This is a genomic window from Hymenobacter negativus, from assembly GCF_017571495.1.
In the GTDB taxonomy this organism is placed as follows: domain Bacteria; phylum Bacteroidota; class Bacteroidia; order Cytophagales; family Hymenobacteraceae; genus Hymenobacter; species Hymenobacter negativus.
Genome location: NZ_JAGETZ010000011.1, coordinates 122,033 through 148,900, shown reverse-complemented (window position 1 = coordinate 148,900; position 26,868 = coordinate 122,033). Strand labels below are relative to the sequence as shown.

At 58.5% G+C, this 26,868-nt stretch carries 22 protein-coding genes; 8 read left to right on the top strand and 14 right to left on the bottom strand.

Going from position 1 to position 26,868, the window contains the following annotated elements; genetic code table 11:
* Window positions 1-35: 35 nt before the first annotated feature.
* Window positions 36-2,513 carry a bifunctional YncE family protein/alkaline phosphatase family protein gene (locus tag J4E00_RS20630; protein WP_208177165.1) on the bottom strand — a complete coding sequence of 826 codons (2,478 nt, stop codon included), beginning with the start codon at window positions 2,511-2,513 and terminating at the stop codon, window positions 36-38.
* A gap of 178 nt (window positions 2,514-2,691) precedes the next feature.
* On the opposite strand from J4E00_RS20630, the gene J4E00_RS20625 reads away from it, so the two are divergent.
* The 3 genes from J4E00_RS20625 (at window position 2,692) to J4E00_RS20615 (ending at window position 5,973) form a co-directional block, all read left to right on the top strand.
* Entirely contained in the window at window positions 2,692-3,441 is a 750-nt protein-coding gene (locus J4E00_RS20625) for a murein L,D-transpeptidase family protein (RefSeq protein WP_208177164.1), read from the top strand.
* Between the two features lie 81 nt (window positions 3,442-3,522).
* Window positions 3,523-4,773 (top strand): glycosyltransferase family 87 protein, encoded by a 1,251-nt coding sequence (locus J4E00_RS20620; RefSeq protein WP_208177163.1) that lies wholly within the window; start codon window positions 3,523-3,525, stop codon window positions 4,771-4,773.
* 105 nt (window positions 4,774-4,878) lie between these two features.
* On the top strand, window positions 4,879-5,973 hold the full coding sequence (locus J4E00_RS20615) for a PD40 domain-containing protein (protein WP_208177162.1): 1,095 nt from the start codon (window positions 4,879-4,881) through the stop codon (window positions 5,971-5,973).
* Window positions 5,974-6,159: 186 nt separating this feature from the next.
* On the opposite strand, the gene J4E00_RS20610 is transcribed toward J4E00_RS20615, so the two are convergent.
* Complete coding sequence (locus J4E00_RS20610) at window positions 6,160-7,593, bottom strand: DUF5723 family protein (RefSeq protein ID WP_208177161.1); 1,434 nt, start codon at window positions 7,591-7,593, stop codon at window positions 6,160-6,162.
* A gap of 199 nt (window positions 7,594-7,792) precedes the next feature.
* Between J4E00_RS20610 and meaB the strand changes: the two genes are divergently transcribed.
* Window positions 7,793-8,776: a methylmalonyl Co-A mutase-associated GTPase MeaB gene (meaB, locus tag J4E00_RS20605; RefSeq protein ID WP_208177160.1), complete on the top strand. Its 984-nt coding sequence runs from the start codon at window positions 7,793-7,795 to the stop codon at window positions 8,774-8,776.
* Window positions 8,777-8,813: 37 nt separating this feature from the next.
* Here the strand turns inward: meaB and J4E00_RS20600 are convergent, their stop codons facing one another.
* From J4E00_RS20600 to J4E00_RS20580, 5 genes are all read right to left on the bottom strand, one after another.
* Window positions 8,814-9,533 carry a sugar transferase gene (locus J4E00_RS20600; protein ID WP_208177159.1) on the bottom strand — a complete coding sequence of 240 codons (720 nt, stop codon included), beginning with the start codon at window positions 9,531-9,533 and terminating at the stop codon, window positions 8,814-8,816.
* Window positions 9,517-10,335 carry an XrtA system polysaccharide deacetylase gene (locus J4E00_RS20595; RefSeq protein WP_208177158.1) on the bottom strand — a complete coding sequence of 273 codons (819 nt, stop codon included), beginning with the start codon at window positions 10,333-10,335 and terminating at the stop codon, window positions 9,517-9,519. The genes J4E00_RS20600 and J4E00_RS20595 overlap by 17 nt, the downstream gene beginning before the upstream one ends.
* A gap of 7 nt (window positions 10,336-10,342) precedes the next feature.
* Complete coding sequence (locus J4E00_RS20590; protein WP_208177157.1) at window positions 10,343-11,359, bottom strand: NAD-dependent epimerase/dehydratase family protein; 1,017 nt, start codon at window positions 11,357-11,359, stop codon at window positions 10,343-10,345.
* Between the two features lie 71 nt (window positions 11,360-11,430).
* Window positions 11,431-11,652, bottom strand: a complete 222-nt coding sequence (locus J4E00_RS20585; RefSeq protein WP_208177156.1) for a hypothetical protein — start codon at window positions 11,650-11,652, stop codon at window positions 11,431-11,433.
* A 204-nt stretch (window positions 11,653-11,856) separates the two neighbouring features.
* Window positions 11,857-12,324, bottom strand: a complete 468-nt coding sequence (locus tag J4E00_RS20580; RefSeq protein ID WP_208177155.1) for a hypothetical protein — start codon at window positions 12,322-12,324, stop codon at window positions 11,857-11,859.
* Between the two features lie 363 nt (window positions 12,325-12,687).
* Between J4E00_RS20580 and J4E00_RS20575 the strand changes: the two genes are divergently transcribed.
* On the top strand, window positions 12,688-14,301 hold the full coding sequence (locus tag J4E00_RS20575; protein ID WP_208177154.1) for a S8 family serine peptidase: 1,614 nt from the start codon (window positions 12,688-12,690) through the stop codon (window positions 14,299-14,301).
* A gap of 162 nt (window positions 14,302-14,463) precedes the next feature.
* Here the strand turns inward: J4E00_RS20575 and J4E00_RS20570 are convergent, their stop codons facing one another.
* Both J4E00_RS20570 and J4E00_RS20565 read right to left on the bottom strand, forming a co-directional pair.
* Window positions 14,464-15,858 (bottom strand): chloride channel protein, encoded by a 1,395-nt coding sequence (locus tag J4E00_RS20570; protein ID WP_208177153.1) that lies wholly within the window; start codon window positions 15,856-15,858, stop codon window positions 14,464-14,466.
* A gap of 86 nt (window positions 15,859-15,944) precedes the next feature.
* Window positions 15,945-16,376, bottom strand: a complete 432-nt coding sequence (locus J4E00_RS20565; RefSeq protein WP_208177152.1) for a hypothetical protein — start codon at window positions 16,374-16,376, stop codon at window positions 15,945-15,947.
* A 246-nt stretch (window positions 16,377-16,622) separates the two neighbouring features.
* On the opposite strand from J4E00_RS20565, the gene J4E00_RS20560 reads away from it, so the two are divergent.
* Entirely contained in the window at window positions 16,623-17,216 is a 594-nt protein-coding gene (locus J4E00_RS20560) for a YdeI/OmpD-associated family protein (protein ID WP_208177151.1), read from the top strand.
* 28 nt (window positions 17,217-17,244) lie between these two features.
* Complete coding sequence (locus J4E00_RS20555) at window positions 17,245-17,856, top strand: S1 RNA-binding domain-containing protein (protein ID WP_208177150.1); 612 nt, start codon at window positions 17,245-17,247, stop codon at window positions 17,854-17,856.
* A gap of 6 nt (window positions 17,857-17,862) precedes the next feature.
* Here the strand turns inward: J4E00_RS20555 and J4E00_RS20550 are convergent, their stop codons facing one another.
* The 4 genes from J4E00_RS20550 to folB all read right to left on the bottom strand — a co-directional run bounded on the left by J4E00_RS20550 (window position 17,863) and on the right by folB (window position 24,681).
* A complete protein-coding gene (locus J4E00_RS20550) occupies window positions 17,863-20,463 on the bottom strand; it encodes a DUF5916 domain-containing protein (RefSeq protein ID WP_208177149.1) in 2,601 nt (866 codons plus the stop codon).
* Between the two features lie 306 nt (window positions 20,464-20,769).
* Complete coding sequence (locus J4E00_RS29880) at window positions 20,770-23,712, bottom strand: M56 family metallopeptidase (protein ID WP_208177148.1); 2,943 nt, start codon at window positions 23,710-23,712, stop codon at window positions 20,770-20,772.
* On the bottom strand, window positions 23,699-24,124 hold the full coding sequence (locus J4E00_RS20540) for a BlaI/MecI/CopY family transcriptional regulator (RefSeq protein WP_208177147.1): 426 nt from the start codon (window positions 24,122-24,124) through the stop codon (window positions 23,699-23,701). Before J4E00_RS20540 ends, J4E00_RS29880 begins: the two co-directional genes overlap by 14 nt.
* 185 nt (window positions 24,125-24,309) lie before the next feature.
* Window positions 24,310-24,681, bottom strand: a complete 372-nt coding sequence (folB, locus tag J4E00_RS20535) for a dihydroneopterin aldolase (RefSeq protein ID WP_208177146.1) — start codon at window positions 24,679-24,681, stop codon at window positions 24,310-24,312.
* Window positions 24,682-24,875: 194 nt separating this feature from the next.
* Between folB and J4E00_RS20530 the strand changes: the two genes are divergently transcribed.
* Window positions 24,876-25,925, top strand: a complete 1,050-nt coding sequence (locus tag J4E00_RS20530) for an aldo/keto reductase (protein WP_208177145.1) — start codon at window positions 24,876-24,878, stop codon at window positions 25,923-25,925.
* A 32-nt stretch (window positions 25,926-25,957) separates the two neighbouring features.
* On the opposite strand, the gene J4E00_RS20525 is transcribed toward J4E00_RS20530, so the two are convergent.
* A complete protein-coding gene (locus J4E00_RS20525) occupies window positions 25,958-26,833 on the bottom strand; it encodes an alpha/beta hydrolase family protein (RefSeq protein WP_208177144.1) in 876 nt (291 codons plus the stop codon).
* Window positions 26,834-26,868 lie beyond the last annotated feature (35 nt).

Below are 26,868 nucleotides of genomic sequence, written 5' to 3'. Positions count from 1 at the left end.
CGCTCGGCATGACGGCCCTAACTGTTCCTTTGTTTTCAGTCGTCGTCGCCCTCCTCTTCTTCCTCATGCTCCGTTTTTGCTTCGCGCAGAAAAGCAGCGCGGCGCGGGGCCGGCATCACGCTGTGCTCGCCGCGGATGGCTTGCCAGATATTTTCATTGAAAGCCAGGTCGGGCGCGGCGTCTTCGCGGCTCATGTCGAACTGGAGGGAGCGGCGGGCGGGACCGTTGAATGCCGTGTTGCGCACGTCCTGCGGGGTAGTGGCGGGGCGCAGAGTGTAGGGCTTGAAGTTGGGCCGGGCCGTGAAGCAGGCCCAGAGCGGCGGCGCGGCGGCATCGTACTGGCTCATGGGCGGCAGGCCAAGGATGAGCTCCAGCGTGCGCAGCATGCCGGAGGTAGTGTAGGCGGTGTGCACCACGGCATTGCGCCGGATGTAGGGCCCCACGAGGTAGGCGGTGGAGCGGTGCGCATCAATGTGGTCGGGGCCGTTTTGGGCATCGTCTTCCACTATCATCACCACTGACTCCTTCCAGACGGGGCTGTGCGAGAGGTGCTCGATGAGTCGGCCGAGGGCCAGGTCGTTGTCGGCGGCGTAGCTCAGCGGGCTGAGCTCGCCTTTGCGGGCGCCGTAGGTGTGGTCATTGGGCAGGCGGATGATGCTGAGGTCAGGCAGCTGGCCGGCGGCCACGAGGCGGTCGAAATCCTGCTCCCATACTTTTTCGCGGTCTACGTCCTTTACCTTGAGGTCGAAGCTGGGGTAAGTCTCGCAAAAGTGGCCTTCGATGGCTGGCACGCTGGCTTTGCCCTTGTACACGAACTCGCCGTAGGAGCGGTAGCTGCGGCCGGCGCGTCGACAGTAGTCCCACAGGAAGCCGTCTTTGGGCTCGGCCACTTCGCCACGGCGGCCCTCAAAATCGTACTCGCCGCCCCGGCCGCTGTAGTTGCTGGGCCAGCTTTTCTCCACAAAATCGGTAGCGTAGGCAGCCGTACTCCAGTTGTGGCCGTCGGCGCTCACCTCGGCATCCACGTAAAAATTATCGAGCAGCACAAACTCCCGGGTGAGGGCGTGGTGGTTGGGCGTCACCTTTTCGGGGAAGAGGCAGAGGCTGGCGTCGCCGTTGCCGGCGGGCAAGTCGCCAAGCACCTGGTCGTAGGTGCGGTTTTCCTTGATGATATAGAAGACGTGCTTGATGGGCGAGGCGTCGCCCACGTGCCGGGGCACGGGGCTGCCGACCGGCACGTCCGGACTGGCTTCTCGGTTTTTGGTGAAGGGCGTGTTGGCGTACACCTGGGCCGAGAAAGCAGCCAGGGCCTTCTCATCGGGCACGGGCAGGCGCGAGAGCGAGCCCGTCAGCAGCCCCCCTATGTAGCCGGCGCCCTTCTCGCCCTCATCGCGCACGGGGTTGGGACCGTTGGGGTTGGGCTTGGAGGTGCTGCCTTTGCCGTTGAGCACCAGCAGCTGATTGCCAGCTATGCGCACGGCCGTGGGGTACCAGCCAGTCGGCACGAAACCCAGCGGCTTGCTCGCCCGCGGCTCGCGCACATCGAACACGGCCAGGCAGTTGTTGTCGGCGTTGGCAATAAAGAGTTGAGATTCGTCATTGCTCAAGGCCACACCGTCGGGCGTGCTGCCGGCCGGCGAGGCGGGAAACAGGGCCGTATTGAGCGTTTCCGTCACCTGCCCGAGGCGGGTATCGATGATGGACACGGAATTGCTGTTGGCATTGGCCACAAACAGACGGCGGCCGTCTCGCGTCAGCACCAAGTCGTTGGGGTGGCTTTCTACAGTGATACTGTTCAGCAATTGCTGCTTCTCCGCATCGACCACCGCCACGGCGTGGCCGCCCCAGAGGCTGATGTAGAGCCGGGCACCGTCGGAGCTGAGCACGACGCCATAGGCTTCAGCGGGCAGCTTGAGGATACGCAGGACGCGGTGCGTTTTCAGTTCGAAGGTGTAGAGCGAATTGTCCTCGCGCGTCACGGCGTAGAGCTGCTGGCGCGGGCCATCGACGGCCACGCCGGCCACGCCGATTTTTTGCTTGGGCCACTTCGCACCCAATACAAAGGCACTGTCGGGCTGCAGCTCCTGGCCTTCGACGCGGAAGCTGTGAATGCGGTTGTGCTGGCCACCAGAGGCATAAATGGTACGCCCATCGGGTGCGAAAGCCAGGCCGGCCCAAGCGGCGGGCACCACCTTGGTATCGAGCACCTGGCCGGTGGCCACGTCCAGGAGCTGTACCGAATTTTTGCCCCAACCGGCATTTATGACGGCGGCCAGGCGGCCATCGGGACTGATTTGCAGGTTCAGGGGCAGGTCGCCGAGCGGGGTAGCGGTACCAGCGGGGCTGAGCTTCCAGCCGTTGGAAAGCTGGGTTTGGCTGGTGCCCGCAATGGGGCCGGGCAGTACACCGGGCGCCTCGGGGGTCGCCTTGGTGCTGGGGTTGCCGGAGCAGCTCAGCAGCGCCAGCAGCGGCAGTGCAGGGCCCAAGCGGTAGAGGAGAAAGCAGGGATTCATAGGCAGGCAGACGGGAGCAGTAACCACCCGCCGACTGCCGCGAAGGTAGCTCTTGAGTGTGGTAGCGGGCATTATGCAGGTGTTACCGATGCAAGAGCTGCGTTTTTTATAGCCGACATAAAATAGAAAATACTGAATGCCGTTGTGGCTACATTCGTCTTTATTTTGTCTGTTATTTATGCTGCGTCGGTTGTCCTGCTGCGTCCTGTTCCTATTGCCCGTTTGCCAGCTGCTGGCCCAGAGCTGCACCACGCCGAAAGATTCGAGCCAGGCGGCATTCTGGCAGCAGCAGCGCCAGTTCCCGCGGGTACGGGCGGCCGAGGCAAACACGGGCCCAGTGGTAGCCAACCGTTTGCACACCAAAGTCCTCGACCCGAACCGACTGGAAATTTTCATCCGAATGATTAAAACCAGCGCTGAGGTGGAGGTGTGGGCCCGCAACCAAAACGGCGGCCCTTTTGAGTTGCTCCACTCCTACCCGCTGTCGGCTAAGTCGGGAAGCCTGGGTCCCAAACGCCGCGCCGGCGACTACCAGGTGCCAGAGGGCTTCTACGAAATCGACCGCTTCAACCCCAACAGCAACTTCCACCTCTCACTGGGCCTCAACTACCCCAACACCGCCGACCGCGCCCTGGGCGAGCCTGACCCCGGCGGCGACATTTTCATCCACGGCGGCGCGGCCTCCATCGGCTGCCTGCCCATCACCGATGCGGGCATTGAGGAAGTGTACCTGCTGGCCGTGATGGCGCGGGCTGCCGGACAGACCGTTATCCCGGTGCATATCTTTCCCTTTCCCCTCACTGAACCGGAACTGGCCAAACACCTCAACAGCCCACACCAAGCTTTTTGGCGGGGCCTGATGCCGGGCTATGCCTACTTCGAAAAGCAGCATGAAGTGATGGAACCAGTCCAGCTGACGGCGAAATAGCGCGAACTTTTAGTTCGCGGCCTAGGAGGGCAGTCAAACGGCGCGGGGCTACGAACTAAAAGTTCGCGCTACTTTGCGGCCGTGCCGCGTTTTCTCCTGCTTTTCCTGGCGCTCATCGCCCTTTTCAACCTCAGCCGCATCGTGCGGGAGCCCCGCCCCGACGCCGACCGGCCCATGGATTTCCGAACCTGCTACGTGGGCCAAGCCGTGCTGCGTCAGGGCCAAACACCCTACGACGACGCCACCCTAAAAGCTGGCTGGCAGCACATTATTCAGCACGAAGGTTTCAATAGCCGTACCCAGCCGGGCTTGCCCAACCTGCCATTTCTGTATCCGCCGTGGGCGGCGGCGCTCTTTGGCCTCACAGTGGGCCGGGTGCCGTATGCCGTAGCCTGGCCCCTGTGGTATGTGCTGGCCGTGCTGAGCCTAGCGGCGGTGGCGTGGCTGTGGGCAAGGATATTAGCTCGCTGCACTTCCGTGCCGTGGTGGCAGTTTCTGCTGCTAGCTGTGGCCCTGAAAGGTACCGTACCGGCCTTGCTCACGGGTCAGCCGACATTTGCGGCGCTGGCGTTGGGTGTGGGGGCGCTGGCTGTGAGCCATAATTCGGACCAGCGCCCTGTGAGGCAAGTGCTGGCGGGTGTGCTGCTGGGACTGGCCGCGTTCAAGGTGACGCTGCTGCTGCCGTTTGCTGCGTGGTTTCTGTGGAAAAAACAGTGGCTACCGCTGGCTGTGGCGGCCGCTACGGTAGGGCTGCTCAGCGCGGTGGCGTGGAGTTGGGCTGCATTCCCGCACAACTTGCTGCCCACTTACCAACAGTTGGTGGCCCAGGTGCGAGCCCAGTCTTTCGACCCTACTGACCCCGACTATCCCCTTACCCAAGGCATGACGTTGCGGCTTGAGTTGGGCAATGTGCTGGAGTGGTTGTGGCCCGGCAGCAGCCGGTGGCATATGCTCCTGCACGGCGCGCTATGGCTGGCGGCGAGCCTTCGGTTGTGGTGGCGGCGTTGGCAATACGGGCCACTGGCCGATTGGCATCTGTTTCTGGTGGTGAGCACGCTTACGCTGCTCACCACGTATCATCTGTACTACGATGCGGTATTGCTGTTGCCGCTGCTGGCTTTTGGGTACCAGGCGGCAGGGCGGCAGCGATGGCTACTGGCGGCGCTGGTGCTGCCGTTGCTATTGCCGCTCAATGGCTTCGCGCTGGCGCTGGGGAATCCGGCAGCGCTGCACGGGCTATATTTTCTGATGCCGCTGGCTTTGCTGGGAGTGCTGGGAATGTTGCTGGCCGACAGCAGCAAAGGCCCAGAGCATAAGGTTTCGCAAGGTTGACGTTAAAGTAGGCATGACGAAATCACTCTTAACCTTGCGAAAGCCTGCGCGAGCCACCCGGCACGGTTTTTTCGTTAAGCTGCTCAAACAACTGCTTTTTTATCCATGAAACGTCTTTTTCTTGCGCTGTTCCCGCTGCTGACTTTCGCAGCCCATGCCCAGCACACCAACGACATCTGGTACTTCGGTCAGCAAGCGGGCCTCAGCTTCGCCGATGGCACGCCCAAGCCCCTGAACGATGGCAAAATGAGCACCTACGAGGGCAGCGCCGTGGCCACCACCTCCCGCGGCGAGCTACTCTTCTACACCAACGGCGAAACCGTATGGAACCGCGAGCACAAGCCCATGCCCAACGGCACCAAGCTGATGGGCAGCGGCAGCAGCACCCAATCGGCCCTCATCGTGCCCGACCCCGGTTCGGGCAATATTTTCTACATTTTCACCGTCGCGCCCCAGGGCACGCCTCAGGGCCTGCGCTACTCCACCGTGGACATGACCCGCGCCGACGGCCTCGGCGACCTGCCCCGCGTGAACGCGCTGCTCATTCAGCCGGTGGCCGAAAAGCTGGCCGCCGTGCGCCACGCCAACGGCCACGACGTGTGGGTGCTGGCCCACCGCTGGAATTCCAACGCCTTTGTGAGCTACCTCGTCACGGCCGATGGCGTGGCCGGCAAGCCCATCATGAGCAACGTAGGCAGCATGAACGCCGGACCCGGTCGCAACGCCATCGGGGCCCTCAAGTTCTCGCCCGATGGCAAGCACCTGGCGGCGGCGCTCTGGCGCGAAACCAATAAGTTTGAAATCTACGATTTCGACCGCAGCACCGGCAAAGTGAGCAACCCGCGCAGCTTTGGGCCTTACGCCGAAGCCTACGGAGTAGAATTCTCACCCGATGGCACCAAGCTCTACGGCACCTGCAATGGAGTGGGCGGCGGCGAAACCCAAATCTGGCAGTTCGACCTCGCCAAAAAAGCCAGTGCCCCGGTGCTGGTGGGCAAGTCGGCCAACCGCAAAATCGGTGCCCTTCAGCTCGGCCCCGATGGCCGTATTTACGTGGCCCGCGAAGACAACCCCAACCTCGGCATCATCGAAAATCCCAACACCCTGGGCAAAGACTGCAAATACGTAGACGAAGGCCTGAAGCTGGGCGGCCGTCGCAGCAAGCTGGGCCTTCCCATGTTTGTGGTAGTGCCAGAATAGCGGGACGGCTGCCATTGTGAGGCGCAGCCCAAGCACTGCGGCCTCCCAACGCCATCAGCCTTGAGAAGTGACAAGACCTTTACAGAAAAGCCCCGGCACTGCACAGTGCCGGGGCTTTTCACATTATCGGGTTAGTTGCTGAGAACAGGACGGATTGCTGCGGCTGGGCCTCGCAATGACAACCTTTTACTCGCTGCTGCCAATCTTGAAGCGCAGCAGGCCGAAGGCCACCGAGCTATAAGGCGAGCTTTCATTGAACAGACCCACTACGTCGCGGGTGCTGATGCCGGCCTCCCACAGGGGCGTAACGAACGTGAGGCCGAGAGGCAGGCTTTTGCCGTAGCCTGCCCCACCGGTGAAGCCGCTGCTCAGCTTCAGCCAGTTGATGGGGCGGTAATCGACGCCCACGCCCACGAAGGTGGTGGTGAGGTTGCCGGCCACTTTGTTGAGCGGCATGGTCACGTCGAGGCCAGCCTCGAAAAACTTGCTGATGCGCACGCCTCCCCCCAAGCGCAGCTTAGTGGGCAGGTCGGCCTTACGCTCTTTAGCCGTAGTATAAGTGAACAGGTTTTTGTTGTCGGTGTCGAACTGCTTGCTTATTTCGGTGAGCACGTCGTAGGTTGACACCCCGTTCGATGATGTTTGCTGGAGCTTTTGGTCGCTAGCTTCCAGCACGTTGCCAGTCCAAGTCATCGAGCCCACATCAGTAACCGAAGCGCCGAGGCGGACCATTTTGCCCACTTCCGCTGATAGCCCGAAATCAAAGCCATTGCCCTTGCCCACCGGTTTTAGGTCGGAGCCCGACTCGTAGTTGAACGTGGGGCTGCTGACCAGTGCACCGTAGTTCACATCAAACACCGGCGCGAGTGACGTGTAGGCCGTCAGGTTGCCACCCGTGGCCCGGATGTCGGCAATGCCAATGCCCTGAATGTAGCGGTAGCCCAGTCCCGCCGACAGCTTGAACCCCGTTTTGTCGAGCACCTGCACCCCGTAGGCAATGTTGAATTCATTCGTAACGGCCGCCTGAATGCTAGTGCCATCGAGTACCGTCGAAATCATCGGCGCACTCGGGTTAGTTGGCGTCGGCATGCCCGTGTTGTTGGGCGTAGGGTAATACTGCCGGATAATGTCGGCATTTTGCCCGTTGATGATGATGTCGGCCGCGTTGCGGTTCATGGCCAGGTGGCCGGCAATGCGTTGCCGGCTGCTGAAGGCAATGCCGCCCAGGCCGTTGGGCAGCGTTACGGCCAGGCCAAACAGGTTGGTATCGACGTTCAGGTTCAGCACGTTGTCGCCCGATAGCTGGCTGACCAGCGTCGCTTTCTCAGCCGCGCCAATGCTCTGTTTGCCATCGTAAAAGATGTGCTTGAACGTGGTTTTGCTGAGCGATTGCGAGCCAATACCCGCCCCAACTTCCCCAATGGTGAAGGCCACCTTGAAGTTGGTAGTCCGACCTAGGTTGGCCGGATTGATGCCAATGGCTTGATAATCGGAGGCAAACGTATTGATAACGCCGCCCCGGCCGGTAGCGGAGAAGTTACTCAGCTCGTTTTGGGCGAGCGCAACGGTGGGCAGCGCCAACCCCGTGGCCAGCATTAAGGGGTAAAATGGTGCTTTCATGCAGCAGTAATAATGGGTGAACGGATGGATAGTGGGTGGGAGGGGAAGATGGGAAGCAAAGAACCCCGCCCCGGCCGCCCGTACCAGCCGCAGTCGCCCAATGGCGCGTTTGCCACGACCATTTTTTGCCTGCAGATGGCGTCCGTATCCAAAACGCCCGTTCTTTGCACCCGCAAGCTAACGCCGCCGCATCAATATATTGCCTCCCAAACGTCTTTCCGTCCAAGAGTACACTGCCGGCATCCGGGCCGGATCCCGCACGGTGCTGGGCCGCGCCATCACGCTGGTCGAAAGCACTCTGCCCACCGACCAGGCCCTGGCCCAGGAAGTATTGCAGGCCGTGCTGCCCCACACCGGGCACAGCCTGCGCGTAGGCATCACGGGAGTACCCGGCGTGGGCAAAAGCACCTTTATTGAAGCACTGGGACGTTTTTTGGTCGAAGAAAAGGGCCATCGGCTGGCAGTGCTGGCCGTGGACCCTAGCAGCCAGCGCGGCGGCGGCAGCATCCTCGGCGACAAAACCCGGATGCCTTGGCTCTCGGCCCACCCGGCGGCCTTCATCCGCCCTTCCCCCGCCGGCAACAGCCTGGGCGGGGTAGCGCGGGCCACGCGCGAGGCATTACTTTTATGTGAAGCAGCGGGCCACGATGTCATTTTTGTGGAAACTGTGGGCGTTGGCCAGTCCGAAACCACCGTACACGGCATGGTAGACTTCTTTCTGCTGCTGATGCTGGCCGGAGCCGGCGACGAACTCCAAGGCATGAAACGCGGCATCATGGAAATGGCTGACGCCCTGTGCATCACCAAGGCCGACCACGGCAACGAGCAGGCCGCCCGGCGCGCCCGCGTCGACTATCAGAACGCGCTGCACCTGTTTCCGGCCTCACCCTCGGGGCAAACCACTCCGGTGCTGCTCACCTCCGCCGTGGCCGGCACCGGCCTGGCCGAAGTGTGGGAGGTCATCGAAAACTACGCCGCTGCCACGCGCCAGAACGGCTATTTTGAGCAGCGCCGCCGACAGCAACAGCTTCAATGGCTGCACCAAAGCATCGTGCAGGCCTTGGAAAGCCGTTTCTACACCACCGGAACAGTACGTCAGCAGCTGCCGGCAATGCAGCAGGCAGTAGCAGCGGGGCAGCTTACGCCCTTTGCCGCCGCCGCTCAGCTGCTTGGCTTAGCCTAGGCACTTGAGGGCGTTCGGGCGGTTCAACTCACCACAATCAGCCAAGGGCCGTAATTTTTATGCGCTGGCTTTGCGCTGTTATTTCCGGACTGTTATTCGCAATAACTATTTTTCGCTGCGCTTCCCGCTCGGCAATATTTCTGGAACGCTTACCGAAGATAGTTTCTCTCAAAATCATTAAATCGTTTTTCAGAGAAATACGCTGGATATAATACATATCGTATTTCCATTTTAGCGTTTCTTCTTCCATTGTATTGGTATAGCCCTGCCAAATTTGCGCAAACCCCGTTATCCCTGGCTTTATAACATGGCGCAGGTTATAATCAGGAATAGCTTGTTGATATGCTGCGTAAAGTGGTTCAGGCAATGGGCGAGGTCCAACCAGGCTCATATGGCCCAGCAAAACATTAATAAGCTGTGGCAATTCATCCATATGCAGTTTTCTCAACCATTTCCCGGCTGTTGTCAGGCGGGCATCATTTGCTTGCGTAAGTAAAAATGCATCGCCTTCTTCAGGAACCGTCATGCTGCGGAATTTAATCAACGTAAAAAGTCGGTTATTTCTTCCCGGTCTTTTTTGCAGATAAAATACTCCTCCCCTGCTATCCAGTTTAACCCAAGCCATTAGCACCAGTAGTAATGGCGCGCATAGTACTAATACCACGAGAGCTAATCCAACGTCATACAGGTTTTTATACACCAGATAGCGTTGCTGCGCAGACGTTAACACGATGGACCTATCAGGATTGGAAAGCATTGCTCAAGGTTGTAAACTCAAAATCACCAAGGATTCTCTCCAGCTTGGGTTTTACCTGCGCTAAACCCGTGTAGTGCCGCAAACGCCGCTGATAAGACAACCCTTTTACTTTGGGAATGTCGCCATCTATTTCCCACGGATGTATATAAAAATTTAATTTTCGCGCTTCCTTTTCCAGTTGCTTTACCAGCTTACGGTACAGTGGGTAAGCCATAAAGCGGAAGTAAGCGCCGCCGCTGATGGGAATCCGTTTATTATAATACTGCACACAGGAAAGTGGTATTTCCGCCATTCCGTTGGCCCACCGATAGGGAGCTAGCGGCGCATCCCCAATTCCATATTCCGGATGCACCGACACCGGATACACAGAGCTATCTGTTTCATATCCTGACTCTTTTAGCACATCAATTGCCCAATCCGTCTGCTTAATAACCGAAAAGGCAGGCGCCCGAAAAGCAGTGGGCCGGCTACCGAGAACAGCTTGGATGGCTGCCGTAGAAAGCGCTAGGTCTTGCTTAAAGCTTTCCCGCGAGTGCTGCCAGGTAAGTTGGTGGCTGAAACCGTGCGAGCCAATTTCATGACCGGCGCGGGTAATACTTTGCAGTAGCTCCGGATGCCTTTCAGCTACCCAGCCCAACACAAAGAAAGTTGCTTTTACATGGTATTTATCCAGCAGTTCCAGAAGCTGTTCGGTTTGACCACCTATTCTTGATTCCAACTTATCCCAATCTTCATAGGCAATAATTCCCTGAAAATTATGGGTGCAGAACCATTCTTCCAGGTCGATTGTGAAAGCGTGCATAAAATTATTAAGCAAATTTCATAACGTTTTGCTGTTTCATACTTTCTACTATTTCGAATATTGCCTCCTGCCAACTCACCTCGGGCTGCCAGCCAAAATCCTTCAGAATTTTAGAAATATCCGGCTTACGGTTTTTGATATCCTTATCGCCTTGCCTTGCTTCGGGAAATGGGCTCAGTTTAATTTCAGAAGAACTGTTTGTAATGTCCTTGATATACTGCGCTAACTCCAGTACCGTAATGGATACGTCATTGCCCACATTGTAAATTTCGCCCCGGCTGCTGCTGGATTTGCTTAATTCGCAAATGGCCCGCACTGTATCCGACACATGGCAGAAAGAACGGGTCTGGTCACCCGCACCGTACACGGCAATGCACTCATTTCGGAGTGCATGCTGAATAAAGCGGGGCACAACCATGCCAAAACTATTGCTCTGCCGGCTTCCTATCGTATTAAAAAGCCGCAATACTGTTATCTGCAAATGATATTTTTGAGCATATTCCTGACACAGGAATTCCCCATATAATTTAGATAATGTATATGCACTTCGGCCGCCATGGGTAACGTGCATACACAAATGGTCGTCTTCCGAAGAAAAATGCCGGTCGTGATTACCATAAACCTCCGAAGTGCTGGTAAACAGCAGACTGCAGCGGTACTGCCGGCATTTCTCCAGCACGTGCTGCGTTACGTTTAAGTTGTTGTGCGAGGTGAATAGCGAGTCCTTCGCTACGTAGTCGACCCCCACAGCAGCGGCTAGGTGAATGATGTGGTCGCCGGCTTTCAGGTAGCCGTCCCAGTCAAAATCGAGCACGTTTTGCTCAAAGAAATAATGATACCTGCTCCGATTAGCGGCCGTCAGGTTCTCAAAAGAGCCTGTGCTCAAGTCGTCAATCGTATAGACCTCGTGCCCTTGTCTCAGCAAAGCATCCACCACATTCGAGCCGATGAAACCAGCACCACCGGTCACAAAATAGCGCTGTCTGAGTGCATGTTTTCCGTTTGAATGTATGTTAACAATCATAAAAAATAGCTGAATGATGCAATTATAATGTCAATATGGCTACTTTAAATTGCATCATCACTATCCAAAACTCATTTTGATAGAAGAATATTCAAAAATAAAATACCTAGCCGGTTAGGCGCGAATACTAACTGCTCTTTATCAGCATATTGCACCCCGAATACCTCTCCAATCGCATTATCGGCTGCCACAAAGGCTTTCATCTGATTTCGCTTCCGTGGCCGGGGAAAATCCTGCAACTCATCTGAGTTATCACCCGGCTGACAAAAGCCATGAGTATTATTGAATTTCATATAGTTAATTAATAAGTCAACGCCACAATGCGGCGGCACTTTCGCTGATGAAAAGTGCCGCCGCATTGTGGCGTTGACTTATTTTTTCCTGATGTTAATACCTAACCATCAACACCTTGCGCTTAGTCGACTATGTAAGTCCGATTATTGACAGCATCAAAATCGTTCAGCACTAGTAGTTGCAGTTGAATGCGGGAGCAGTGGCTACAGTGCGGCTGTCGCCAAACCGCTTTCTACGCGGTGGGTGGTGGTTTCGCGCACGGCAATGGTAGTGCCGCCGGGTGCTTTGGCATCGACCTGCACGGTGTAGCGGTAGCGGTTGGCACCGATGTGCAGGGCCACCACATAGCGCCCGCTAGGCAGCGTGTTAAATTTCAACAGAGTGCCGTAGGCGGGCTCGCGGTGAGATTCATTGAGAAGTGTGTAGCTACGCGTAATATCGAGCACGGTAAGGAGAGCAGGGCGCTGGGTGGGGTTGTTGAAGCGCAGGCGCAGACTGCTGGCATCGGGCTGGGTCATTTGCACGGGCTGGGGCTGCTGGGCCTGAGCGGGCAGCGCAAAGGCGCTTGCAAGCAGTGCCAGGGCGCTCAGCAGCACGGGGCGGGCATGTTGGGAGGCATCGGCTGGTTGCGACGAGCCTTGAGCGAGGCAGGTGTTGAAAATGGTTTTCATGGGTGTAACAGAAAAAAAGGATGGAAAACAGGTTTTTGCAGCAAGGCCTAGTGCGGCTCGTGTCCGGAATTGGCCGATTGCACAGTGGGGCTGTAGGGAGTGGCTCCATTAGCGTGCCATTCTTATAATATGTTATTCAACAGACATTTATAACTAAAACCAAATAATCTCCTGCCTAAAAAGATGTTCAATTTTGGGCAACTGTCCGGTTGTGGTTGGCCAAGTGGCGTATGCCCGCAGCTACCAGCCCGAATCCGCTCTATCGTTGCATCTGTGGCAGGGTTGGCCGGATTCGTATCTTTTAAATAGCTTCGTCCCTTCATTTCAACCCGTTTTCTTTTACACTTCCTTTCCGCTGCTTTTATGCTGATTTCTACGCGCCTGGCTTTACTGGGGCTCCTGGCTTTTGCTTCCCTCACCGCTGGTGCTCAAACCTCGCCTGCTGCCGTGCGCCGCTGGCAGCACCTCGACCTGAAAGCCGACGGCGTGCCCGGCATCAGCGCTGATAAGGCGTACCGTGAACTGCTGGCTGGCCGTAAGGCTACGCCCGTGCTGGTGGCAGTACTCGATTCGGGTATAGACTCCGCCCATGTTGACCTGAAGCCTGTGCTGTGGCGCAAGACCACCGAAATCCCTGGTAATGGCCTCGATGACGACCACAATGGCTACGTGGATGACGTTATTGGCTGGAATTTCCTGGGCGGCAAGAATGGCCGGAACATTGCCGTGGAAACCCTGGAGCAAACTCGCATCAGCTCCCAGTACCGCTCTCGGTTTGAAGGCGTGAAGCGCAAGAAGCTGCCGGCAGCCGACCAGGCTACGTTTGATATGTACGAGCGGGCGAGGAAGGTATTTGAAAAAGGCGTGGACGAGGAAAACAGGCAGCTGGCTTACCTGAAAGAGGCCTACGCCAGCAATTCTGCCTCGTTTGGGCGGGTGAAGCAGGCACTAAATGTGACCGTACTCGACACGGCCATACTGCGGCAGGCCATGATTTCGCGGCCGGATGTGACAAGCGCCTCTTCCCTATACGCGTACCTGAAGCGCACCCATTTTAGCACCACCGATGATGAACTGAAGGCCCTGGATGAAGCCATCGCCCACTCGCGTGACCGGGTGGAAAAAAGCTTCAACCCGGCCTACAACCCGCGCACCATCGTGGGCGACGACCTGGCCAATCTCGCCGAAACCGGCTACGGCAACCCTGACTCACAGGGCCCCGATGCCCACCACGGCACCCACTGTGCGGGCATTATCGCGGGAGTGCGGGGCAACCAGCTCGGAGCCGATGGCGTGGCCGGGCCTACCGTGCGCATCATGAGCGTGCGCTCTACGCCCAGCGGCGACGAGCGCGACAAGGACGTGGCCAACGCCATTCGCTACGCCGTCGACAACGGTGCTCAGATTATCAGCATGAGCTTTGGCAAAGACTTCTCGCCGGACAAGGCCGTGGTGGATGCCGCCATGCAGTACGCCGACCAGAAGGGCGTGCTGCTGGTACACGCCGCCGGCAACAGCGCCCTCGACACCGACAAAGAAGAGAATTACCCCTCGGCCCGCTACCTCAACGGCCAGGACATTCCGAACCAGATTACGGTAGGAGCCAGCAGCCGCCTCAACACAGCAGAACTGGTGGCCACGTTCTCAAACTACGGCCAGCAAACGGTGGATGTATTTGCGCCCGGCGTCGATATCTATTCGGCCACGCCGGGCAATACCTACGCCACTTACAGCGGCACCAGCATGGCCGCGCCGGTGGTAGCGGGCGTGGCGGCAGTCCTCAAATCGTATTACCCGCAACTCACCCCGGCTCAGATGAAGCAGATTATCATGCAATCGGCGGTGAAGTACCACCTGAGTGTGCAGAAACCGGGCACGAAGAAGCTGGTTGATTTCACCACGCTGTCCCGGTCCGGCGGCATCGTGAATCTATATGAAGCCATGAAGCTGGCCGACCAGCAGATGGCAGCGAAGTAGGTTTTTCTTGGCCCACGCGGGGCCTCACTTCCGGCCCTTCTCTCATGACAGGAGGAACTACACGTCAGTTTAGGGTTAAGCAAAGCATAACCAGTGCTCCGCTTTCCCTTAAGGCTTCGTGCATTAAGCGAAGCGAGGGTCAGGACGTGAGGTTCCAGCTACTCAAATCTCGTAGAACACCGAAGTAGCTGGCTCCCGGCGCTGCTCCAGCGTCTCGCGGACGAAGCCGGCCTTGAGGTGCTCATAGAGCGAGTGCTTATCAACCAACGCGGCAATGCCCTGGGCCAGCAGGCCACTGAGTAGCAGTTGGAAGATTGCACCGTGGCGGTCCGTCATTTCGAGCACCAGAATTGCCGCCGTAAAGGGTGATCGCACCACTCCGGTGAGAAAGCTCACCATGCTGACCAGGATGAGCAGGTTGCGGTCGGCTACGGGCACGTTGGCGAGCTGGGCCAAGCCGTCGCCGAGCAAGGCGCCCGCGCTGAGCGAGGTGGCGAATACGCCACCCGCCGCGCCGCTGCTGTAGCTCAGGGCCATGCCCACAAAGCGCACCGGGAAGAGATACCACGGCGTAAGGCCATCGTTCTGAAATAGCAAGCGGTTGATGATGGGCTTGCCGGTGCCTACGCCTTCCGTGCCCACGGCGTAGGCCAGCGCAGCCATCAGCAGGCCGCAGCCTAATACCCAAGCCGCTTGCGCGGGCAGCGTGGTGAAACGCTTGCGGAAAGCATTGAGCAAGAGCAGTGTTTTGGCAAAAAATGCCCCGGCCAGCCCGCAAATGATGGCCACCAGCATGATGGTGGCCGTGAACCAGCCGCCCGGCGACGTGATTTTGGGGTAGCCCAAGTAGAGGTAAGGCCCTAGGAATTCCTGCGCCGTGAGCCCCGCGATGATGACAGCTGTGAAAACAGCCATACGGAACCGGCTGAGGTGAATCTGAGTCAGCTCCTCTACCACGAACACGATGCCGCCGAGCGGCGTATTGAAGGCCGCCGCCAAGCCGGCCGCGCCGCCGGTCACCAGCGCAATCTGGCGTGAAAGCTGGGGCCAACCCTTGGGCTGCAAGCGGTTGATGGCTCGAAAAATGGCCGCCGAAATCTGAATGGTAGGCCCTTCCCGGCCGATAACGCCACCACCCAATAGCAGCACCACACTGCTAAAAACCTTGACGGCAGCCACGCGCAGGCCCAACAGGTGCACTGTTCGGGTATGATGCACGGGGTTGGAAAGCTCGATGCCGGCCATGACTTGCGGGATGCCGCTGCCTCGGGCGGCGGGGGCCAGCTGCCGCACTACTATCCAGGCCAGCAGGAAGGCCACTGGAGTGAGCACGAAGGCCAGCAATGGATTTTGCCGCAGCCACGCGAAGCTCATCTGCTCGGCCCAGCCGAATAGTTTTTCGTAGCCCACCGCCATCACCCCCACCAGAAACGAAGCCAGCCAGAACGGCAGGCTTTGCAGAATAACCCGCCGCACCTGCTCCGTGTAGAATTTGCGAATGAGGTGCTGGTCGAGCCAGGCAAGGGTTTGTTCGTAAACGGACGGGGCTTCGGGCATCAGGAAGGATTAGGTGGAAATTGTCTGCAAGGTCGGGCCGGCAGCCTGTGGTTTTGGTGAATAGCGGAAATGAGCCCGCCGGGCCACTAGTCGGCAACGGGGCCGCTTTCCTGCCTTTTCAACCAGTCGGCGGCGTGCTCCAGCTCTTCAAATACACCCACGGTTACGTGGCGGCGCAAATCTTGGAGCACGTCGTCGGTGTGCAGGCGGCGAGCCGGGTGTGAGTTGGGCAGCACAGCATAGAAGACAGGCGGCGGAGGCGGGCTGACGGTTTGGGGCAGCCAGTGGGTCAGCAGCCAGTCCTGGTCTTCCTTAGCAAAAGCGGCGGGCATGGCGCGGTGGTCGGCGAGGATGCCTCCCAGCGAGTAGCGCGCCAGCAGGTTGGCGGCATGCACGTAGAGGGCACGCAACTCGATGCTGCTCATGGGCTCGCCCGTAAAATGCAGGTACACAAAAGAGTCGGGCACAAACAGCACCGAGCCCACGGCGTTGGAGAAATAATATTGGGTGGAAAGCATGAAAACAAACTAATAATCAGCAGCGCCCCTCGGCCAGTGGATTCGGCTAGGGAGCGGTTGAGCCGGTTTCGGAGCTTCTTTAACGTAAGGCCTTGCGCTACGGCCGAAAACAGAACCTTGGAATAGTTTAGCATAGGCCCTAGGTCAGGCTCATGTTTCTGGTGCTATTTGCCTAGCTTTCCAGCAGCAGCACAAGTTGGTGGTAACCCTGCCCAACGACCACCCTAAACTCCACAGCCGCCTGCAATGAACCAGTATACCCCTAATCCTGACGTCGATTTTTATTTCGACAAAGCCGAAAAATGGCAGAAGGAGCAGCTTGCCCTACGCCGACTAGTCCTCGACTGCGGGCTGATTGAGGAATTGAAATGGGGGGTACCGTGCTACAATATTCAGCAGGGCAACGTGGTGCTCATCCACGCGATGAAACAGTACTGTGCCTTGCTGTTTCTGAAAGGCGTCTTGCTGCAGGACGCCAGCGGTATTTTGGTGCAGCAAACGGAGAATACGCAGGCCCAACGTCAAATCCGCTTTGCCAGCATGTCAGAAATAGTGGCGTTGGAACCTACGTTGAGAGCCTACCTCTACGAAGCTATCGAGATAGAAAACCTCGGCTTGCAAGTTCGACTCAAGTCCACCTCCGAATTCGCTGTTTCAGCAGAATTTCAGCGCAAGCTAAACGAAAACCCAGCCCTACAAGCCGCTTTCGAAGCTCTGACGCCGGGCCGGCAACGGGGATATTTGCTCCATTTTTCCAGCCCTAAGCAAGCCAAAACCCGGGAGGCCCGAGTTGAGAAATGGATGCCGCATATTTTGAGTGGCAAGGGGCTGAACGAGTAATAAGTTTATCAGATTTTAAAGGCCTAAAATGGACCAATACGAAGTTCTAAAAAACACCCATAAAGTAGGACACCCTATCTCAGGCATCGTGACTGGGCATAAAATATATAATCATGCTCCCGGCTTTATATCGTGTGATATTCAGATGCAAACCGAATCGGTGTTTAAGTCAATACTTCCTTACCATAATTTATTTGACAACTATGATTTTACTACTTTCGATGAATCATTAATACCAGCATCAGGCGTTAGCATTGAGATGGTAATCATGAATTATGTTGATGGCACCCTCTATTTGAGTGCATCACCAAATGATATAACACCAACCCGAATAGCTGGCTTTGTGGAATTCTACGAAATAGTAGAAAGCCTAAATGAAGGCACAGTCATAACCGGCAAAGTAGCTAAAGTGGTACCGTTCGGGGTTTTCGTAAAGCTCCCACAGGGTATTTGTGGGTTGATAGACATAGGCTACCCTACTGCTGAAGAGTGCGAGAAACTGCCCTATGATAATTCAGCTTGGCCTCAAGCAGGAGATATTATTACTTGCAAAATCCTTGGGTTCCGATTTCATGAAAAGCAAATCGCACTGAACTGGCTGTCAGATAGTAGTTATGCAAGCAGCAAAAATGGACTGTAATTCTTCCTACCCCCGCCGGGGCCGCAACGCCAGATAATCCAGGTAATACAGCACCTTTATCGACACGTTGTTATTGTGCGGGGTGTTGATGGTGTTGCTAAGGTTGTCGAAGTAGAGCGGGGTGGCGGCGTTGGCTTCGAAAAAGGAAGAACCGGCGTTTTTCCAGACAATGCTGACCTGCGAGCCGGGCGCGAACCACCACGAGTATACAGCGTCGATGTTGAAGGCGTTGAAGGTGTTGTCGCGGTTGCGCTCATAGGCCGGTTCGGGGGTTTCGATGCCGTTGGGATGCAGGCGCGAGAAGTCGCGGTAGTGCACGTTGCTCACATAGTGCCGCAGCCGGATGTTGAACGACATGCGGTTGGTGAAGGTGTAGGTGGCCGTAGTCGTGTTGGTGAAGGTGGTGACGTTGCGGCGGCCTAGGAGCACGTCGCCCTCGTCGCCGCCGAAGCTGGTGAGAAAGCCGTTGTCGTAGGGCAAGCTGCTGTCGAGGCCACCGGCGTAGCCAATCTGGTTCTGGTTGCGCTCCACGCTCAGCGCATACACGAAGCTGAGCTGGTTGCTGACGCGGTAGCGTGGGCTGATGGAGAGTGAGGCGGAAGTGCGGCCGGTGCGGTCGCCATCAGCCGCAAATAGCCGGACGCCGCCGTTGAGGTCGTAGGCGAATTTCTTGCGGTAGTCGGAGGAAATAAAGCCGCTCAGGCCGGTGTTGGCGGGCTTGCGCACGTAGTACTTGCCCAGGGGCGTCCGGCGCGGGTCGAAGTAGTCGCGGGTGACGGGAATGAGCGAGTAGTCGAACCCAACGGTGAGAAAGTTTTTGGTGATGGTGGTGTTGCCGCCCGTGTAGAAGCCCAGGTCCTGGTAGAGCCGCGGCTGCTCTAGCAGCGAGTACGAGAGACTGGCGTAGGTACTGAGCTTATTGAGTTTCCAAAAAGGCTTGTAAATGTTGTAGTTGGCGTAGAGGCTCTGCGAGATGTTGTTGTTAGCGAAGAGCAGGCCCAGGTCGTTGGGATTGTAGCTATGCGACTCGATGCCGTGGTCGACGCCCCAGGTGAATTTGCCTGATATTTTGTTGAAGGACAGGTAATACTTGTAGCCGTCCTGGTCCGTTACGTCGTCCTCTTTCCCAAAGGCTTTGCCGCGCCGGTTAGAGTACACCACGCGGCCGTCGAGGGCGTAGGAGTTGGCCTTGTTGGCGAAGCGGAAGAGGCCGCCGGTCACGTTGGCGTCGTAGGTAGAGCCGGCGCGGGTTACGTTGGTGTTAATGAGCGAGACGTAGGAGTTGTTCTTCAGGCTCTGGTCGAGCACCACGATGTTGTAGTTGCTCAGCGGCTGGGTCAGCACGTCGCGGCGGGCCCCGCTGGTGCTGTCCTGCACGGTGGCGTACACGTCGTTGCTGATGGCGTTAAATACGCCGATGCCCAGGCCCTTGCTGGTGCGGCCCGATACTTTGGTGGCATTTAGCAGGCGCGTCACGCCAGGGTTTTGCACGATGAATTCGCCCCGGTGGCGGCTGCCGTCGTCGTTCTGGTAACCGGCGCGCAGTTGGTCTTCCACTCCGCCAAAACCCAGCGGGGTGGCCCCCACCCGGCGCGAATAGAACAGGCCGCCCTTGTTGAATAGCTCGGTGCCCTCGGTGAAAAACTGCCGGTTTTCGTTGTACTGCACCTCAAAGGGCGAAAGGTTGAGCACTTGGTTGTCGCTCTGCACCTGCCCAAAATCGGGTACCAGTGTGGCATCCAGCGTAAAGCTTTCGTTGATGCCCCATTTCACGTCGGCCCCGCCGTTGAAGCTGGTGGTCATGTTCTGCTTGCCCTGCTCGTTGTAGGGGTAGTGGTTGACGTAGGCCGAGACGTAGGGCGTGAGCGAGAGGCGCAGCGGTGGCTGCAGGTCTTTCAGGCCCGTTAGTTCGCCCCACTGGTTCACAAAGCCCGACACGGCGGGCTTCACCTCGTTCCAGAAAAACTTCTGGCGCGAGCTGCGCCGCTGCCGCCCGAAGTTTAGCCCCCACACCTGCTCCGTGGCCTTGCTGAAGCGAATGGCGGAGTAAGGAATCCGGATTTCGGCCACCCAATCGGTGCCGCGCAGGGCGGTGTGCGAGTCCCACACGGCGTTCCAGTTGCCGTCCTCGCCGTTGGTGGGCGACTGCCGGGCGTCGAACTGCACGCCACCCGAGGTCACGATGAACTCATAGGCGTTCAGGTGGTCGTTGTAGGTATCGAAAAACACCCCAAACCAGTCCGAATTGCCAATATTGTCGCGGGCACTCAGCTCGCGCAAAATGGAATCCTGCGACACATCGTGCATGATGGCCCCGATGTAAATGGCGTTGTCGTCGTAGAGCACGCGCACCTCCGTCGGGTGCTTTTCGATGGGACCCGGCGTGGGCTCGTATTCATAAAACTGCGTGGCAATGGGCGCGGCCTGCCAGGCAGCTTCATCAAGCGCGCCGTCGAGCTTGAGGGGCGTGCTGATGCGCGTGGCCTGCAGCTTGCGCTTGGGCGCCACCTTGGCGGCATCGGCCGCCGCCGACACCGTAGCCGGCGCCTGGCCCCAGGCCGCCCCGGTATATAGAATCAGCCAACCAAGCAGTAGAAATCGACGCATAGTGTTTGTCCGAATAAATAAGGCTTTCGGAGGGGCCAAGAGATGCGAGCGGGCACCCAACCGTTGCGTGGGCTGGGGTGATTTCACAGATTTTAAACGGCCGGTCGTGAGCGAACCAAATATTCTCGGTGAGGAATACCGCGCTACTGCTCATTCGTTACCGAAGGCAAAAACTTTATTTTCGCCAACTGGCTACCGGGGCAAAGCGCTCCTAGGCCACTGCTGGCAGCGTCGAACAGCGGCTTCGCCACGAAAAAGGCCGGTTTCCTATTAAGAAAACCGGCCTTCGCTCGTTGGTACCCGTTGCTATTCCTGGGTCGAAATCGTCACATTAAACTTCTTGCCGTTGTCGTGACCGGTCATCTTGCGGTACTTCTGCGCCAGCTCTTCCGACTGCTTCTTACCGTTCACCGTCAGACCCGAGCTGTTGAGCTGGAACTGAAACTCCTTCTCGCCAGCGCCAATCACGCCGTCTTTGCGCAGCTCATCGCGCAGGCTTTCCGTGTCAATTTGGGGCGGCGTGGGCGGAGCAGGCGGGGCCACCGGCGACATCGGCGCGTCCATCATGGGTGCTAGCGGCGCGCGCGGAGCCCGGGGCGGACGCGGCGGCTCAGGCATATCGCTCCGGCTGATGTTTGTGCTGGTGCTGCCATTGCGGCTGATAACCATTGCGCCGCTGGAGCTCATTTTGCGGCCGCTGTTGGCTTCGTACAGCTTCAGGTATTTCTGGTGCGTTTTGGCTGGTTGCTCCTTGCCGTTCACCGTCAGGCTTTTGGCCGTAAGCTTGAGCTGAAAGTTGTCGCGGTCCTGTATCAGGCCATCTTTTTGCAGCTGGTTTACCAGTGCTTCGTGCTGCTCCCGGTCGCGGTCGGCCCGTTTGCGGTCAAGGTCGGCACGCTCCCGGTCACGGTCAGCGCGCTGGCGGTCGCGGTTGGCCTGTTCCCGGTCGCGGTCGGCTTGCGCACGGTCGCGGTCGGCTTGCGCACGGTCACGGTCGGCTTGCTCGCGGTCGCGGGTGGCCCGGCCTTGCTCCAGGTCCCGCAACTCCTGCTGCGACTCGCGAATGCGTTCCTGCAGTTCCTGGCGGCGGTCCAGCAACTCCTGTTGGCGGTCGCGCAGCTCCTGTTGGCGGTCGCGCAGTTCGTCGTCCATCTCGCCGCCGTTGCGCAGCTTATGCAGCGACGATGCTTCGCTTTCGGCCTTGTGCAGCTGGGTGCGCACATTCTCCAGTTCTTTGTTGATGCGCTTGCGTTGCTCGGTGCTCAGGCCCTTGGCCGAAGCAGCGGTACGCAAGCCTCGCTCGGCTCCGCGCAAGGCGTCCAGGTCTGCTCTGTGGGTGTTGAGGTTGGGGTCGACGGTGAGCCGTTGCAGTTGGTAGCTCCGCCCTAGCTGTAACTTCGGCGAAACCCGGAACCCCTGAGCTATGCGCAGGTTCTGGTTCGGGAAATCGGATTGAAAATCGAAGTTGCTATTGGAATTGCGCCGAAGCTCGCGCTCAACTTCGCGGCGTACGTCTCGCTCAATTTCCCGCTGTTTCAGGCCATCGCTGCGGTACACGAAAGTGCGCGCATCAGGTGCCATCTGGGGCATCACCTGGATGATTTCGACCTGCTGGTCGTCCTTGTCTTTTTTGCCTTTGTCCTTGATTTTGAGCTTGCCCTTGCGGGTTTCCGTCTCTACGCGCTGGCCATTTACCACGAGGTCGGTCACGCGGCCTTTTTTATCCTTCGTGATAACCACTGTGCCAGGGTTGCCAGGGAAATTACCCGGCTCCATTTCGCGGCCATTGACGATAACACGGCGCATCTTATGCGTCGGACGAGGCTGGTCTTGGCTGGGGTTATCGTCCATGTTCGTGCCTTCTTTCACCACTCCTTCACGGCTGATTTCCTGCGGCGGCTCGGGTGGTGCAGGCGGGGATGGTAAGGCAGGCATTGGGGCCGCCGAGGTTGTTGTAACTGGTTTACTGTTGGTTGCGCGCTTAGTAGTGTCAGAAGCAGTTGGTTTTGAAGCCGTCTGCGCCGGTCCGGTTTGCCAGTCAAATGCCGCCGGCTTTTCCGTAGCCGGCACCTGGAGCGGCCCGGCCAATGCCACGCTGCCACCCAGCAGGCCCAGCCCACCCAGCACCAGCGCACTGGCCATAATGCCTTCGGCCAGCGTGGGTGCGGCCGGGCGACGCTGCACCAGGCGGCGCACCCGGTTTAGCAAAGCGCCACGCTTGCCCATGGCCGCCAGGGCCAGGCGCGGGGCAGTAGGCACCACCGCGCTGTGGCTCCACTCGGCCAGGGCGGTGAGGGCGCGGGCCAGGCGCATGGAGTCGCCGCCTACAAGGGCCGTAGCGGTATCGTCGCAGCAGTTTTCGCGCTCGGTGCGCACGCAGTTAGCCACAAACCACACGGCAGGGTGATAGAAAAACAGCACCTCAGCTACCGTTTGGAGCAGGTTCACGAGGTAGTCGCGGCGCAGCACGTGCGCCAGTTCATGCGCCAGAATGGCTTCCAGGTACGCCGGCGTAAGGCCGGCCACCGTGCCCAGCGGCAGCAGAATTACGGGCCGCCAATGGCCCACCACCAGCGGCACCTGCACCAGCGCCGACTCCAACAGCGCCACCGGCCGGCGCACACCACTCCGCGCGGCCAGCGCAGCCAGGCGCTCCTGCCAGGCGGCACTGAGGGGCCGCACGCGGTAGTTGCGCAGGCGCTGTACATACAGCAGGCCGCCCAGCATGCGCAGGCTCATGGCCAGCAGCCCCAAAAGCCAGGCCACCACCAGCAGCGGCAGGTGCTTGTCGAAATACTGTAGGCCAGCGGTCAACCAATTCAGCGCTGCTTTCTGGGTGGCCGGGGCCGCCGGAGAAGCTGCCACGGCGTGGCTTTGGGGCAGGGTGTTGGCCTGTGATGCAGTTACGACCACCGCTTTCTTCGCAACCGTTGCAGTGCTGGTTTTAGCTGCATCGGCCTGCTTCAGCCCGCCCGACTGCTCGGTCAGTACCGCTCCAGAACCCAGCCGTGGCGCTTTTTCAGCCGTCGAATTGAAGTACAGCCCGAACGTGATGCCGGCCAACGCCACCACCATGCCCAGCGCCCCGGCCGACGCCACGTAGCGCACCTCAGCCCGCTGCCGGCGCAGCAGCAGCAACGCGCCAGCCAGCACGGCCGCCACCAGTGCGCCCTGCCACAGCGAGTGCAACAAGGTCCAACCCAAAGCCCGCGTTAGGGCGGGCGAAACGAAGTTCTCAAGCGTGGTCATCGTCGTCGGAAGTTGAAGTGGAGTTTTGGATTTCAATGTCATTGAGCAGGCGGCGAATTTGCGCCAGCTCGTCGGCCGACGTCTGGCGGCTGCCCAGGGCCTGCATCACCAGCTTCAGGGCCGAACCGCCGAAGGTGGCATCCACGAACTTGTCGAGGAGCAGGTTCTGGGTTTCCTGCTCGCGCACTGCGGCCCGGTACACGTGGCTGCGGTCGGCATCATCACGCCGCACCAGCCCCTTCTCCAGCATCAGCTGACATATTTTGAGCGTGGTAGTGTAGCCTACCTCCGCCTGTCGGCGCTGGCTTAGGTGGTCGTTGATGGCCCGCACGGTGGCGGGCCCGTGCTGCCAGAGCACGTGCAGGATTTCCAGTTCGGAATCCGTAGGTTTGGGGGGCGGTGCTTTGCTCATGCTGCGAAAACGTGAGGTTACTACGAATTATTTCGTAGGATATGGCAAAGATGCTACGAAGCAATTCGTAGTTGCAAGTCATAACTACGAATTGCTTCGTATAAAGCACCATTTTGCGCATAACCCGCTATCTTACAATGGTATATTTTTAGCCTAACGGCTATATTCCTGTGATTACTGCTTTTCTAAGCAGCTTCCAGCTGCCGGCGCTTCACCAGCGTCACCCGCGCCCGCTGACAGATGCCGCCCAGCGGCGGGTTGAACTTGCTGACGCTGATGCGCACCTTGCGCACGTGCGGCAGCTCGGCCATGATACGGTCCAGCACGCGGTGGGCCACATGCTCCAGTAGCCGGGCGGGAGCGCGCATTTCCTCGGCTACCAGTCGGTAGAGGATTTCGTAGTTTACCGTCTGCGTGAGCTTATCCGATTCGCCGGCCGCCAGCAGGTCGGTTTTGATATACAAGTCGACGCCGTACTTATTCCCGATTTTCTGCTCTTCGTCGTAGTAGCCATGGAAGGCGAAAAACTCTAGTCCTTCGAGTGCAATTTGGCCCATGCGACGGGGTGTTGAATAAGTGAAAGGGATAGCCGAACAAAAGTAGGCGAAAACCATGTGACGGCAGGCCGCACCGGTTTTGTGTTGCAAAAGCGGCGGTTTGTATAGCTCACCCCGCTGTGTCGGCCAGGACCTTTGCAGGGTAATACTGTTGCACCAAACCCATCAAAAACACCTGCTCAATCCGCCCTTTTATGTCGCTCACCGCCTTTCGCACCCTCGGCCGCTCCGGCCTCATCGTTAGCCCACTCGCCCTGGGTGCCATGACCTTCGGCACCCCACGCTGGGGCTCACCCGACGACGTATCAGAGGCCATTTTCAATGCCTACGTAGATGCGGGCGGCAATTTTATTGACACGGCCGACGTGTACGCCGGCGGACGGAGTGAAGAGTTGGTAGGCCAATACATTGCCGCCAGCCGCCTGCGCGATAAGCTGGTGCTGGCCACCAAATTTGGGTTCAGCGGCCAGACCGGTAACCCTAATGGCGGCGGCAATGGCCGCAAAAATATTCACCGTGCCCTCGAAGGCTCTCTCCGACGCCTCAAAACCGATTATGTGGACATGTACTGGCTGCACGTCTGGGATATGGTGACGCCCGTGGAAGAGGTGCTCCAAACGCTGGGTGACCTCGTGCGAGCCGGCAAAATCCGCTATTTCGGCTTTTCTGACATGCCTGCCTGGTACACCGCCAAAGCCGCCACACTGGCTCAGACCCACGCCGCACCTGGCCCTATTGCCATGCAGGTGGCCTATTCGCTGGTGGAGCGCAGCATTGAGCGCGAACACATGCCAGCAGCCCGCGAGTGTGGCCTGGGCGTCACACCGTGGAGCCCATTGGCGGCGGGCTTCCTGGCCGGTAAGTACCAGCGCGCCGAGGGCGGAGCCAGTGGCGAAGGCCGATTGAGCGGCCCCAACCCATTCGGCGATACGCTGTTCACGGACCGCAACTGGCGCATTCTCGACGCGCTCCGGGGCGTGGCTGAACAAGTCGGGCGGCCCCTGTCGCAGGTGGCACTGGCCTGGGTGCTGGCGCAGCCGGGCGTGACATCACCTATCATTGGGGTCAGCAAAACAGCGCAGCTGCACGACAACCTGGCCGCGCTGGAGCTACGCCTCGTCCCAGAACAACTCCAACGGCTGGACGAAGCCAGCGCGCTTGAGCCAGCCTTCCCTTACGGCATCTTCACGCCAGGAGTCAACCGGGGAATTTTTGGCGGTCATTCGGTACAGGGATGGCTATAGCGGCGTTGGCGCGATGCAGCATTACCCAAATGCTACAGTTTCTGGCGCAGGAAAGCGGCTATTTCAGCGTGCAAGCCTTCCTGAAACCGTACTCGGTTGAATCCTGGCGGCTCTTGCGAAGGCAGAAAGGTGGGGCTCTGCATCGAAGCTGGAAACGGGCTTAGAAAAGAATAGTGCCCCGCGTTTTCAATAATTCGATGTTCAATTTTGTGCTTATCGGCCACGCCTTCCAGCACAATTTGCGAGTGGAAGAAAGGCGTGTACTCGTCCTTCTCTGCAGTCAGCAGCAGCATGGGCACGTCGACCCCGTGCAGGGCCCCCTGCGCCCTGAACCAAACTGTAGCGGGTGCCAGCAGCACCAGCGCCTTGATGCGGGTATCGGCCACTACTGCAATAAGCTGCTCCTGCCCATCTACTGTTTCGTGCGGAAACGCAGTGGGTGTACCGCCAGCCAGCGCCAGCGCAGTGTAGCCACCCATAGAATGGCCGATAACCCCTATCCCATCTGGCTTTAGCACGCGGGCAAACAGCTGATTCTTGAAGAGCTGCTGAATGGCTAACCGCAGGTGAGACGGCCGGGCCACGAGGTTTTGGGTGGTACCTTCCCAGGTGTTGTCGCGGCGGTTGTTGCCCGGGTGCTCCGGCAAGCCCACGACGAACCCCTGCCGCGCCAAATAATGGGCCAGCGTGCGGTACACAAATGGCGAGCTCCCCCGCCCGTGCGAAATAACCACCAGCGGAAATATGCCCTCGGCCACCGGCGCATCCCGCGCCACCACCAACTGGTAAGGGCCCACGGCATCATCCTGTCCGATGGCTTGGGTTGGGTAAAAAACCACCAGCGGAAAGCTCACGCCCAGTTCATGGTCGGTCAGAACTACCTCGTGGTAGCCGGCAAAGTCATACATCGGGTTCCGGTTTCAAGGCGCAAGAACGTACCGCA